This is a genomic window from Streptomyces sp. NPDC001816, assembly GCF_042892235.1.
Classification (GTDB): domain Bacteria; phylum Actinomycetota; class Actinomycetes; order Streptomycetales; family Streptomycetaceae; genus Streptomyces.
This window is the reverse complement of the sequence record NZ_JBIATY010000001.1, coordinates 584,772-597,614: the sequence shown is the minus strand read 5'-3', so window position 1 is coordinate 597,614 and position 12,843 is coordinate 584,772. Positions and strand designations below refer to the sequence as shown.

Sequence of the window (12,843 nt, the reverse complement as noted above, 5' to 3'; positions counted from 1 at the left end):
ATGCGACGCCTGGAGTGGCCATGCCCGAGAGCGTGCCGGTGCGCTGTCCGGCCTGTCGGCGCGAGCACGTCTACACCGCGCCGCCGTATCCCTGCGCCTGCGGCAGGCCGTGCGCCCCGCGGCTGGACCCGGCGGCCGCGCCGGCCGTACTCGCGCACCGCACCTGGGACGAGGACTGGGTCACCGTGCGCTGCACCGCCTGCCGGCGCACCAATCAGCTGCCGCACCCGGAGCTGGGCTGCCCGTGCGGCACGGTCCTGCGCATTCCGGTGAGCGACGCACCCTCACCGGGGGCACGCCCGGGTGCGGCCGTGCCGAGTGACACCCCGGCGCCGGCCGCACCACGGCCGGGAGCCGCCACCCCGCGGTACGACGGACGGATCCCGTTCCAGCCCGTCACCATCCGCACCGCACGGGACGCCGTCACCGTCACCGCGCTGTATTTACGCTGGCTCGGCTACCGGGACATCCGCCGCGCCGACCAGCGGCCCCCGTCCGGCATAGGCCTGGCCGCGCACGGCCTGGTCGCCCAGGTGGACCCCGCCGTGCGCCCGGCCTCGCTGCGGGACGTGGAGTGCCTGTGGCTGACGGCCATGACGGAGTCGGCGGGCTGTGTCTACTTCTCCCTGGCCGGATACGCCGAGGACGCCCGCGCTCGCGCCGACACGCTGGGCGTCCCCCTGTTCGTCCTCGACCTCACGGGCACCCCGACCCCGGTGAACGGTCCGGGCCGGAAACTCGCCCGGTCGGGCGTGGTCTGACCGCCAGGGTCCAGGGACGCTCGTGATCAATACACCTAGATCCCGTACTTCTCCCGCAGCTCCACCTTGCGCACCTTCCCGGACACGGTCATCGGGAAGGCGTCGAGGATCTGCAGCCGGCTCGGGATCTTGTAGTGGGCGAGCCTGCCCTGGCAGAAGGTGCGCAGGTCCTCCAGGGTGAGCGGGTCGGCCGCGTCCTGCGGGATCACGCAGGCGAGGACCTCCTCGCCGTACTTCTCGTGCGGCACCCCGACGATCTGCACGTCCCGGATCTTCGGGTGGGCGTAGAGGAACTCCTCGATCTCGCGCGGGTAGATGTTCTCGCCGCCCCGGATGATCATGTCCTTGATCCGGCCGACGATCTCCACGTACCCGTCCTCGCGCATCACCGCCAGGTCACCGGTGTGCATCCAGCGCCCGGGGTCGACGGCCTCGGCGGTCTTCTCGGGCTCGTTCCAGTAGCCGAGCATCACGCTGTAGCCGCGGGTGCACAGCTCGCCCGCGACGCCCCGGGGCTGCGTCACGCCGTCCGCCGGGTCGACGATCTTCACCTCCAGGTGCGGCAGGACACGGCCCACGGTGCCGGTGCGGTGCTCCAGGTCGTCGTCGATCCGTGTCTGCAGGGAGACCGGGGAGGTCTCCGTCATGCCGTAGCAGATGGACACCTCCTCCATGTGCATCTCGGCGACCACCCGCTTCATCACCTCGACCGGGCAGGGCGAGCCCGCCATGATGCCGGTGCGCAGGGACAAGAGGTCGTACGACGCGAAGTCGGGGAGGTTCAGCTCCGCGATGAACATGGTCGGGACGCCGTACAGGGACGTGCAGCGCTCCTGCTGGACCGCCTCCAGCGTGGCCTTCGGGTCGAAGGACGGCGCCGGGATGACCATGCAGGCGCCGTGCGAGGTCGCCGCGAGGTTGCCCATCACCATGCCGAAGCAGTGGTAGAAGGGCACCGGGATGCAGATGCGGTCCTGCTCGGTGTAGGCGATCGACTCACCCACGAAGTAGCCGTTGTTGAGGATGTTGTGGTGCGAGAGGGTGGCCCCCTTGGGGAACCCTGTGGTGCCCGAGGTGTACTGGATGTTGATGGGGTCGTCGCAGGACAGGACCTCGAACGGGACGTCCGGGTTCGCGCGGCCGAGCAACGCCTCCCAGCTCGGGTCGCCGATGTACACGGTCTCCCGCAACTCGGGGCACCTGCCCCGTACTTCCTCCACCATCGCCCGGTAGTCGCTGGTCTTGTGGCTGAGGGACGCGAACAGCAGGGAGATTCCGGCCTGGTTGAGGACGTACTCGACCTCGTGGGTACGGTAGGCCGGGTTGATGTTGACCATGATCGCGCCGATGCGGGCGGTGGCGTACTGGACCAGTACCCACTCGGCGCAGTTGACCGCCCAGATGCCCACCCGGTCGCCCTTGGCGACCCCGCTCGCCAGCAGCGCGTACGCCAGCGCGTCCACGTCCGCGCGGAACTCGGCGTACGTCCAGCGCCGCCCCGACGGCACGTCGACGAGCGCCTCGCGGTCCGGCCAGGCGGCGACGGCCCGGTCCAGGTTGGCGCCGATCGTGTCACCGAGCAGGGCCGTCCCGCTCGTGCCGTGCGTGTACGACGATTCCGAGGTCACCGGAAGTCCTCCTCGCGGTACTCGTCCTGCGAGCCCGCGGCCGTGGCCTCGCGCAGCTCGATCCGGCGGATCTTGCCGGAGACGGTCTTGGGCAGGGCGCCGAACTCCAGGCGGCGGATGCGCTTGTAGGGGGCGAGGACCTCACGGGAGTGCTCGAACAGCACCTTCGCGGTGTCGGGTCCGGGCTGCCAGCCCTCGGCGAGGACGATGTACGCCTTGGGCACGGCCAGGCGCAGCTCGTCCGGTGCGGGCACGACCGCGGCCTCGGCGACCGCCTCGTGCTCCAGCAGCGCACTCTCCAGCTCGAACGGGCTGATCTTGTAGTCGGAGGCCTTGAAGACGTCGTCGGCGCGGCCGACGTACGTCAGGTAGCCGTCCTCGTCCCGGGAGGCGATGTCGCCGGTGCGGTAGTAGCCGCCGGCCATGGCCTCGGCGGTGCGGTCGGGGTCGCCGTGGTAGCCGGTCATCAGGCCCACCGGGCGCTCGGACAGGTCGAGGGCGATCTCGCCCTCGGTGGCGCCGGGGGCGCCGGAGACCGGGTCGAGGAGTTCCACGCGGTAGCCGGGGCTGGGCCGGCCCATGGAGCCGGTCTTCAGGAGCTGGCCGGGGCTGTTGGAGACCTGGACGGCGGTCTCGGTCTGTCCGAAGCCGTCCCGGATGGTGACGCCCCAGGCCCGGCGGACCTGCTCGATGACCTCAGGGTTGAGCGGTTCGCCCGCCGCGACGACCTCGCGGGGCGGGGTGGCGAGCTGGCTCAGGTCGGCCTGGATGAGCATGCGCCACACGGTCGGCGGGGCGCAGAAGGTGGTCACCCCGGCCCGGTCCATCTCGGCCATCAGCCGGCCCGCGTCGAAGCGCGCGTAGTTGTGGATGAAGACGGTCGCCTCGGCGTTCCAGGGGGCGAACAGGTTGGACCAGGCGTGCTTGGCCCAGCCGGGCGAGGAGATGTTCAGGTGCACGTCACCGGGCCTGAGGCCGATCCAGTACATGGTGGCCAGGTGGCCGATGGGGTACGAGGTGTGGGTGTGCTCGACCAGCTTGGGGCGGGCGGTCGTGCCGGAGGTGAAGTACAGCATCAGCGGGTCGTCGGCCAGCGTGGGCCCGTCGGGGGTGAACTCGGCGGGGGCGGTGTACGCGTCCTCGTACGCCTCCCAGCCCTCCTGCGGCACCCCGCCGACCGCGATCCTGGTGTAGGCGCCGGGCACGTCCACGAACTTGGCGGCGTCCTCGGCCCGTACCAGCACATGCTTCACCCGGCCGCGCTCGACCCGGTCGCGCAGGTCGGCGGGGCCGAGCAGCGGGGTGGCCGGGATGACGACGGCGCGCAGCTTCATCGCGGCCAGCGCGGTCTCCCACAGCTCGGATTGGTTGCCGAGCATGACGAGGATGCGGTCCTCGGCGGCGACGCCCCGCGCGCGCAGGTGGTTCGCGACCCGGTTCGAGCGCTCGGCCATCTCGGCAAAGGACAGCCGGGTCTCGGTGCCGTCCTCCTCGACGATGTGCAGGGCGGTCCGGTCGTTGCCGTCGGCGATCACGTCGAACCAGTCCAGCGCCCAGTTGAAGTGCTCGGGCCGCGGCCAGGTGAAGCCCTCGTGGGCGGTGGCGTAGTCCTCGCGGTGCTCCAGCAGGAAGTCCCGGGCACTCCTGAAGACCTCGGTCGCCGTCGTCATCGGTTCCTCCTACTGTTCCGGACCATTGCCGGGCGGCTCTCTGGCATCGTCTAATCCGTGATGCAGGTCTCACTACCCCCGAACGGGGGTGTGGTCCCCCCACGTGACCGCACCGAAGGAGTGAAGAGGTGTCAGGGGTGTCAGCACAGGGCGTGGCGGCGGTGGAGATACGCGGTGCGCTGGTCCGGCTGCGGCGCACCACCGGGCTTCCGGTCGCCTTCGGTGGCCTGGTCGAGTACGGCCGGCCGCAGATCCGCATCAGCGAGCTGAGCGGCACGGCCACCGCCGCCCTCAGCTCGCTCGCGGTGACCTCCGGCAACGGGCTGGGCGGCAAGGCGGTCGCGCTGGCCCGGCCGTGCGCGGTCACGGACTACTCCAGCTCCCGGCAGATCAGCCACGAGTACGACGTCCCGGTGGCCGCCGAGGGCATCCGCTCGGTGCTCGCGGTGCCGCTCGTCGTACGGCGGCGGGTGCGCGGGGTGCTGTACGGCGCGCTGCGGTCGGCCCAGCCGCTGGGCGACCGCACGCTGGGCGAGGCGGTGGCGGTGGCACGGGACGTGGAGCAGGCGCTGGTGGTGCGGGACGAGGCGCGGGTACTGCTGGCGGCGGCCCGGCCGGAGCCCGCCGACGGGCCCGAGGGGCAGGGTGCCGCCTGGGAGCAGGTGCGCGAGGTCCATGCGGCGCTGCGCGCGCTGGCGCCCCGGATCGCCGACCCGGGCCTGCGCGCCGAACTGCTCGCCGCCTGTGGGCTGCTGGCCGTACCTCGCCCCGCCGGGGGCGCGAGCCTGGCGCCACGCGAGCTGGACGTGCTGTCCTGGGTGGCGGCGGGCGCCACGAACGCGGCCGTGGCCGAACGGCTGGGCCTGCGCCCGGAGACGGTGAAAGGGTATCTGCGCTCGGCGATGCGGAAGCTGGGCGCACACACACGAGGGGAGGCGGTGACCGCGGCGAGGCGGGCGGGACTGCTGCCGTAGGCGGGCCCGTGAGGCTCTTCACAGCAGCCGTAAGGAACCTTTCCCATTCAGGCGACGTCGCTTTGAATTTACCTATGCGTGACCGTTTGTTATTTCCCTCACCACGGCTTCCGTCCGAATTTAAAGGATTGTTGCTTAGAATTTGGCTCGGACACGACACAGGAGGGGAGCGGTGACCGTGCGACGGGACTTCCAGGAGCCTGCCCGATGCCGCCCCGACCTGCTCATCGGCCGCGAGGAGCTGTTCGCTGCGGCCCGTGACCAACTGGGCTCGGGCGGCAGTGTGCTCCTGCACGGCCCCGCCGGAATAGGGAAATCCACCGTCCTGCGGGCATTGGCCGAGGAATACGGCGCCGCCGCGCGCACCGTCTTGCGCTGCTCCGCCACCGAGTCCGAATCCCACCTCCCCTTCCTGGCCCTCGCCGACCTCCTCGGACTGGTCCTCGACGACGTCTCCCCGCGGCTGCCCGCCGCCCAGCGCACCGCCCTGGAGTCGGCGCTCACCGGACGCGGCGAGTCCAGCCTCCAGCGCGACGGCCTCGCCCTGCGCCTCGCGGTGCTCTCCGCGCTGCGCGCGCTCGCCGCCCGGGGACCGGTCCTGGTCGTCGCCGACGACCTGCAGTGGCTGGATCCGGCCAGCGCCGAGCTGCTCGGCTTCGCCGCCCGCCGCCTGGAGGGCACCCCGGTGCAGCTGCTGTGCGCGGTGCGCACGGAGGGCCAGGAGAGCCAGGAGTACGACCGCCATCTGCGCGCCTGCCCGCCGGACACGCTCGCCGTCCGGCTCGGCCCGCTCAATCGCACCCAGGTGGCCAAACTGCTCGACCACCGCGGCCACGGCAGCCTGCCCCGCTCCACGGTGCGCGAGATCCACCGCACCAGCGGCGGCAACCCGCTGTTCGCCCTGGAGCTGGGCCGCGCCCTCGCCGACAGCCCCACCCCGCCCCGGCCCGGCGAGCCGCTGCCGGTGCCGACCTCGCTGCGCGCCCTGGTGCTCAGCCGCCTGGACATGCTCTCGGTCGAGGCCCGCCGCACCCTGCTGGTGGCCAGCGCCGGCGCCCGCCCCACCCCGGCGCTGCTGCACGCGGCCGGCCGGGAGAACGCCGAGGCCGAGTGCGCCCAGGCCGCCGAACTCGGGCTGCTCGCCACCGAACCGGACGCACCGGCCGTACGGTTCGCGCACCCGCTCATATCCGCCGCGCTGTACGCGGAGGCACCTGCACAGGAACGGCGGGCCGCGCACGCGGCCCTGTCCACCGCCGCCTCCGACCCGATCGAACGGGCCCGGCACCTCGCCCTCGCCACCACCGGCACCGACCCCGAGGTGGCCGCCCGGCTCGCCGAGGCCGCGGCCCTCGCCCGGGACCGGGGCGCCCCGTCGGTCGCCGCCCAGCTGGGGCTCCTCGCCGCCCGGCACACCCCCGCCGACAGCGCGCCCGGCCCCGAGGAGCGGCGGCTGCAGGCGGCCGAGGACGCGATCACCGCGGGCGATCTCGACCTGGCCCGGGACATCGCCCGCGAGGTGCTCACCCGGGCGACCGTGCCCGCCGACCGGGTACGGGCCTGGATCTACGTCATCGACACCGCCGGCCACACCATGGCCGAGGTCGACGCCGTCTTCCCGCAGGCCCTCGCCGACGCCGGCGACGACCCGCGGCTGCTGGCCCTCGTCCACTACCAACTGGCTTGGCGGGCGCTGATCGTGGAGGGCGACTTCACCGAGGCCCGCGAGGCGGCCGCGCACGCCGCCGAGCTGGCCGAGCGCGGCGGCGACCGGCGCACCGAGCTGCTCTCCCTCGCCTTCCAGGCGCAGACCGAGACCCTGATGGGCCATCCGGAGGCCCCCCGGACCATCAAGCGCGCCCTGAAGGAGCCCCAGGACCCGATGGTGGCCTGCCACCACAACGGCGCGGGCAGCGCCCGGTTCCGCTGGCTGGTCATGGGCGACCAGCTGACCGAGGCCCGGGCGACGGTCACCGCGCTGCTGCGCGAGGTGCGCAGGCGCGGCTCGGTGGAGAGCGAGGTGCACTTCCTGCGCGGCCTCGCGGAGACCGAGCTGCACGCCGGGCACTGCGGCCGCGCCCTGGAGCTGGCCCGCGACAGCCTGCGGCTCGCCCGGGACTCCGGGATCGGCGAGACCGCCTCGGCGATGCTCACCTCGCTCGCGGAGGCTTCCGGCGGGGACGTGGACCGGGCGCTGGCCCTGGCCCGGGAGGCGGTGGAGCACGCCGAGGAGGACGGCGACCAGATGTACCTGTCCCGGGCGCTGGCCGCGCTCGGGTACGCCCAGTTGGTGGCCGGCGATCCGGCGGGCACGGTGCGGTCGCTGCGCCGGGTGCGCCGCCTGGAGCTTGACCTCGGCATCACCGACCCGGCGCGCGGCCGCTGGCACGGCGACCTCGCCGAGGCGCTGGTCCGCATCGGTGAGCCGGCCGAGGCGCAGGACGTCATCGACGCCAGCCGCGAGCACGCCCTCAGGCTCGGCCGGGAGAGCGTCATCGCCGTGCTCGACCGTGCTCAGGCGCTGGTGCGCGCCGCGCACGGCGACCACGAGGCGGCCGTCGCCCAGTTGACGTCCGCTCAGGACCGGCTCGCGAAGCTCGGCTACGGCCTGGAGGAGGCCCGGGCCGCGTTCGCGCTGGCCCAGCTGCGCACCCGGCGCCCGGAGGGCGGCCCGCGCAGGTCGACGGCGTACGACGAGGCGACCCGGCTGTTCCGCCGCTGCCGCGCGCTACCGTGGCTGCGCCAGGTGGACGAGGCCCGCACCGCCCCGGAGCCCGAGCCGGCCCTCGCCGTGCCGGACACGCTGGACGGGCTCGACGCGCTCGCGGGCCTGGCCGCGATGGAGCGTCAGGTCGCCGCGCTCGTCATGGAGGGCGCCACGAACAGGGAGATCGCGTCCCGGCTGTTCGTCAGTGTGAAGACGGTCGAGGCGACGCTGACCCGGGTCTACCGCAAGCTGGGGATCCGCTCGCGGGTGGACATCGTCCGTTTGGCGGCGGCGCGGCGCGCAAAGTGACGGCGCGCCAGGTTAACTGAGCCGGACCGAGGGTTTTCCCTCACCCAACCCCCTAGGGGGTTCCCTCATTGGGAGCCGAGGGATCCGGGTCCTAGCGTAAAGGGCGTGCCGCTCGCCCGGGCACACGGGGGTCGGTCCCGCGACCCCCGTGCTCAACACCCACCCGCGCGACCCCCCACCGGCAACCCCCACTGAGGAGACTCATGTTCGGGTCAAGACGTGCCAGAAAGACCGCCGCGAGCCTGGTGGCCACCGCCGCCGCCGCGGTGACCGCGCTGTTCGCCTCCCCCACGGCGAGCGCCGCACCCCAGCCCATCGTGGGCGGTACGACCACCACCACCTCGGCGTACCCGTTCATGATGCAGATCACGGACGCGTCCGGTAGCCAGTTCTGCGGCGGCACCCTGGTGGCCGCCAAGAAGGTCGTGACGGCCGCGCACTGCATGATCGGCGAGTCGACCAGCAGTGTCCGTGTGGTCGGCGGCCGGACCTACCTGAACGGCACCAACGGCACGGTCAGCCGGGTGAGCAAGATCTGGATCAACCCGGACTACACCGACGCCACCAACGGCGACGACGTGGCCGTCCTGACCCTCTCGACGTCGATGCCGTACACCGCGGCGAAGTACGTCACCTCGTCCCAGACGGGCGTGTACGCGGCCGGCACCACGGCCCGCATCCTCGGCTGGGGCACCACCTCGGAGAACGGCAGCTCCTCCAACCAGCTGCGGACCGCGACCATCCCGACCGTGTCCGACTCCAGCTGTAAGAGCTCCTACGGTTCGGACTTCGTCCAGACCGACATGGTTTGCGCCGGATACACGTCCGGCGGCGTAGACACCTGCCAGGGCGACAGCGGCGGTCCCCTGCTCATCGGGGGCGTCCTGGCAGGGATCACTTCCTGGGGCGAGGGGTGCGCGGAGGCCGGTCACCCGGGTGTGTACACCCGGCTGACCACCTTCTCGAACCTCGTGACCACGCAGGTCAACTCGTGACCCGGAAGCAGAACACCTGAGCATCCCTCAGGTAGATACCAGGGGGGGGGGGGGGGGGGGGGGGGGGCGGGCGCCCCCCCCCCCCCCCCCCCCCCCCCCCCGCCCCCCCCGGGGGGGGGGGCCCCCCCCCCCCCCCCCCCCCCCCCCCCCCCCCCTCTCCATGCGTCGTACGGCGCTGAGACGTCCGGGGGGCGGCTCAGCGCCGTACGACGGTGCCGAACCGGATGTCGTACGACGTCTCCGGGTGCAGCGTCGCCAGCATCCGGGCGCCCTCCGCGGTCACGTCCTCCCGTTGAGCCTTCGTCAGCTCCCCGAAGGGCTCGATGACCAGGGTGTCACCGTCCAGCTTCCACAGGCCGGCCAGGAAGCCGTCGACGAGGAGGGTGCGGTAGGCCTGGTTGCGCTGCCAGCTGCGGCCCCAGTACTCGGCGGGTATGACGCGGGTGCGGTCGGCGTGGGAGAGGAGCAGGTTGTCGAACTCGGGCAGGAAGCGGGGCGGGGCCGGGGTGTCGGGGTCGGGTCGGGGCGCGTCGGGCAGGTCGAACAGTTCGACTCCGTTCGGGTCCCGGAAGGTGAGGAGCGTGGGGCGCAGGCGTTCGAAGGCGTCCTTGAGCCGGGTGAGTCCGGCCCAGGTCTGCATGTCCCTGACGGAGGCGGGGCCGAACGCGGCGAGGTAGCGCAGGACCACGGCGTCCGGGGCGGGGGCCGGCTCGGCCGGGCGGCCCAGCCAGTGCTCGGCCGTCGTCAGGGCCACCTGTCCACTGCGGCCCCACAGGCCGCGTGGGGTCACCTGGACCAGGGGCAGCCGGCAGCGGGCGGCGACGCCGAGGGACTGCGGGTCGGCGTCCGGCCACTGGGCGCCGAGCGCCTCGCGCAGCTGGGCCATGGTCCGCGGCTCGGTCTCGACCAGCTCCCGGGCGAGTGCGGCCAGCCGGTCGAGGTCGACTCCGGCGAGGCCCTTGCGGAAGTTGGTCAGCTCCCGGTCCCGGGCGGGCTGGACGAGCGGCCGGAGGGTCAGGCAGTCCTCGGCGGTGTGGGTGTGGATGGTGGAGCGCAGGGTGACGATCCGGACGGCCGCGCGGTCGGCCAGGAGCGCGGACAGCTGCTCGGGGGCGAAGCCGTCGAGGCGGGCGGCGAGGGCGTAGTACGGGGGTCTGACGTTCTGTGCCTGCAGGCCGAGGAGGTGCCGTACGGCGTCCGCGGCGGACAGCGGGGAGCGGCGCAGCAGGAGCTGCCGGGCGAGGGTGGCACGGTTCAGGGCACGGGTGTCCAGCTGGGGAGCCCGCGCCGCGCTGCTCTTCGTCATGCCCGCACGCTAGCGCCGGTTGCGGACACTTTCTGTCCGTAACTCTCACCGAACCCAGCACCGGATCCGGGCGCCCGGACCGGGAGACCGCGGCTATCCTGCACGTATTCCGCTTCGTGATCACGCCGTACGCAGGCTCGACGGAGAGGCCGGCCGATGTCCGAGCGCCCCCATGGCAAAAACGGCGGCCGCAGATCCGTCTGGCGCCGTGCCGTCACCGCAGCCCCCTCCGCCGAGACCACCACGGCAGCCCCGGAGCCTTCGGAGCCGGCCGAGCCCGTCAGTGTCGTCCAGGCGGCGCTGTACCGGGACGGCGTCCGTGTCTCCTCCCCCGCCACGCTCGCCGAGACCTTCCGCGAGCTGCGCGAACAGCCCTCGGGCATGGCCTGGATCGGCCTCGCCCGGCCCACGGCGAAGGAACTTCTCTCCCTGGCCGCCGAGTTCGATCTGCACCCGCTCGCCGTCGAGGACGCGATGGAGGCCCACCAGCGCCCGAAACTGGAGCGGTACGGCGACACGCTCTTCGTCGTCCTGCGTGCCGCCCGCTACCTGGACGCGCCGGAGGAGGTCGACTTCGGCGAGCTGCACGTCTTCGTCGGCCCCGACTTCGTCATCACCGTCCGGCACGGCGCGGCACCCGACCTGTCCGCGGTCCGCCGCCGCATGGAGGACTCCCCCGAACTGCTGAAGCTGGGCCCCGAGGCGGTCCTGTACGCGATCCTCGACGCCGTGGTCGACGGCTACGCGCCGGTCGTCTCCGGCGTCCAGAACGACATCGACGAGATCGAGACCGAGGTCTTCCGCGGCGACCCCGAGGTCTCCCGCCGTATCTACGAACTCTCCCGCGAGATGGTCGAGTTCCAGCGCGCCACCCGCCCGCTGGTCGGCATGCTGCACGGCCTCATGGCGGGTTTCGCCAAGTACGAGACCGACGAGGAACTCCAGCGCTACCTCCGTGACGTCGCCGACCACGTCACCCACACCAGCGAACGGGTCGACGGCTTCCGCCAGGCCCTCACCGAGATCCTGACCGTCAACGCGACCCTGGTGACCCAGCAGCAGAACGCGGAGATGCGGGCCCTGGCGGAGGCGGGGTTCGAGCAGAACGAGGAGGTCAAGAAGATCTCGTCGTGGGCGGCGATCCTGTTCGCGCCGACGCTGGTCGGGACGATCTACGGGATGAACTTCCGACACATGCCGGAGTTGCACTGGGTGCTCGGATACCCCTTCGCGATCGCCCTAATGGGGGCTGTTTGCATCAGTTTGTACATCATCTTCAAGCGCCGGGATTGGCTCTGAGTAATCGAAATCGCGTCCGAACCGTTGACGCACTGACCGGACTGCGCGACAGCACCGGCGGCTGGGGCCACCTCAACGTCGACCACATCGTGCTGTCCGACACCCAGACCCAGCGCGTCTCCCAGGAGACGTCCGTCAACCTGCTCGTCGACGGCGAGGTCGTCCGCAGCGCGACCGGCGCCGACAGCGAGACCCTGGACTGGGCGTCCTTCGACATGCGCCCGTGCGTCGGCAAGAAGGCGCAGATCCAGGTCGTCGACATGAACACCGCCGGCTGGGGCCACGTCATGGCCGACCAGTTCACCGCCGCTGAGAAGCCCGCCAAGTCCGTCGTGCAGCGCGCCGACTTGGCCGACTACGGCAAGGACTACTACGCGGCGGTGTCCTGGGAGAACGCGCCGGGCGGCAAGCGGTACATGATCGGCTGGATGAACAACTGGGACTACGGCCAGTCCATCCCCACCTCCCCATGGCGCAGCGCGCAGAGCGTTCCGAGGGAGATGGCCCTGCGCACCGTCGACGGCCAGATCCGGCTGACCAGCAAGCCGGTGGACAGCCTGGAGTCGCTCCGCCAGAAGCGTCCGGCCGCGACCGCGTCCGGCGTCACCGTCAGGAGCACCTCCAAGCCCCTGATCGGCCCCACGGCCAAGGGCAGGGCGCTCGACATCGAGGCGACCTTCTCCCTCAAGGACGCCGACCGCTTCGGCCTGAAGGTCCGCACCGGCGCGGGCGGCGAGGAGACCGTCATCGGCTACGACACCACGACGCAGGAGCTGTACGTCGACCGCACCCGCTCCGGCGCCGTGGACTTCAACAGCACCTTCCCCGGCGTCCGGACCGCGCCCCTGAAGCCCAAGAACGGCAAGGTCAAGCTGCGCATCCTCGTCGACTGGTCATCCGTCGAGGTCTTCAGCGGCAACGGCGAAGCCGTGATCACCGACCAGACCTTCCCCGACCCCTCCAGCACGGGCGTCGAGGTCTTCGCCGAAGGCGGCACCGCCACCCTCGACCACTTGCAGGCGTGACAGGTGAAGTCCATCTGGCGGTGACGAGCCGGGGGGCCGTGCGCCGGTCGGCCAGGAGCGGCTTCCGGCGCACGGTTCTCGGTGAGCCAGGCGCCCGCAAGCAGCGCTGTGGGCCGTTGCGCCACAACTGCTCCGGCACCTCCACAACCCCGTGGTACATGCACGCGTG

8 protein-coding genes and 1 pseudogene are annotated in these 12,843 nt (G+C 72.2%); 6 read left to right on the top strand and 3 right to left on the bottom strand.

Features of this window, described 5'->3' with window-relative positions:
- Nucleotides 1-20: 20 nt before the first annotated feature.
- A complete protein-coding gene (locus tag ACFYZZ_RS02680; protein WP_389170592.1) occupies nucleotides 21-761 on the top strand; it encodes a hypothetical protein in 741 nt (246 codons plus the stop codon).
- 35 nt (nucleotides 762-796) lie between these two features.
- Here the strand turns inward: ACFYZZ_RS02680 and ACFYZZ_RS02675 are convergent, their stop codons facing one another.
- Together ACFYZZ_RS02675 and ACFYZZ_RS02670 are read right to left on the bottom strand one after the other, a co-directional pair.
- The gene (locus ACFYZZ_RS02675; RefSeq protein WP_389170589.1) at nucleotides 797-2,389 is read right to left on the bottom strand and encodes an AMP-binding protein; all 1,593 of its coding nucleotides are present in this window, start codon (nucleotides 2,387-2,389) and stop codon (nucleotides 797-799) included.
- Nucleotides 2,386-4,059, bottom strand: coding sequence for an AMP-binding protein (locus ACFYZZ_RS02670; RefSeq protein ID WP_389170586.1), 1,674 nt, complete (start codon nucleotides 4,057-4,059; stop codon nucleotides 2,386-2,388). The genes ACFYZZ_RS02675 and ACFYZZ_RS02670 overlap by 4 nt, the downstream gene beginning before the upstream one ends.
- Before the next feature lie 137 nt (nucleotides 4,060-4,196).
- On the opposite strand from ACFYZZ_RS02670, the gene ACFYZZ_RS02665 reads away from it, so the two are divergent.
- The 3 genes from ACFYZZ_RS02665 (at nucleotide 4,197) to ACFYZZ_RS02655 (ending at nucleotide 9,044) form a co-directional block, all read left to right on the top strand.
- The gene (locus tag ACFYZZ_RS02665) at nucleotides 4,197-5,033 is read left to right on the top strand and encodes a response regulator transcription factor (protein WP_389170583.1); all 837 of its coding nucleotides are present in this window, start codon (nucleotides 4,197-4,199) and stop codon (nucleotides 5,031-5,033) included.
- Nucleotides 5,034-5,205: 172 nt separating this feature from the next.
- Nucleotides 5,206-8,049 carry an ATP-binding protein gene (locus tag ACFYZZ_RS02660; protein ID WP_389170582.1) on the top strand — a complete coding sequence of 948 codons (2,844 nt, stop codon included), beginning with the start codon at nucleotides 5,206-5,208 and terminating at the stop codon, nucleotides 8,047-8,049.
- Between the two features lie 203 nt (nucleotides 8,050-8,252).
- The gene (locus tag ACFYZZ_RS02655) at nucleotides 8,253-9,044 is read left to right on the top strand and encodes a S1 family peptidase (RefSeq protein WP_389170579.1); all 792 of its coding nucleotides are present in this window, start codon (nucleotides 8,253-8,255) and stop codon (nucleotides 9,042-9,044) included.
- A 196-nt stretch (nucleotides 9,045-9,240) separates the two neighbouring features.
- Here the strand turns inward: ACFYZZ_RS02655 and ACFYZZ_RS02650 are convergent, their stop codons facing one another.
- Nucleotides 9,241-10,350 carry a winged helix DNA-binding domain-containing protein gene (locus tag ACFYZZ_RS02650; protein ID WP_389170576.1) on the bottom strand — a complete coding sequence of 370 codons (1,110 nt, stop codon included), beginning with the start codon at nucleotides 10,348-10,350 and terminating at the stop codon, nucleotides 9,241-9,243.
- Between the two features lie 156 nt (nucleotides 10,351-10,506).
- Between ACFYZZ_RS02650 and ACFYZZ_RS02645 the strand changes: the two genes are divergently transcribed.
- Nucleotides 10,507-11,649, top strand: a complete 1,143-nt coding sequence (locus tag ACFYZZ_RS02645; RefSeq protein ID WP_389170573.1) for a magnesium and cobalt transport protein CorA — start codon at nucleotides 10,507-10,509, stop codon at nucleotides 11,647-11,649.
- Between the two features lie 11 nt (nucleotides 11,650-11,660).
- Nucleotides 11,661-12,674 (top strand): annotated as a pseudogene (locus tag ACFYZZ_RS02640) (glycoside hydrolase family 32 protein); the annotation flags it as partial.
- Nucleotides 12,675-12,843: the final 169 nt, after the last annotated feature.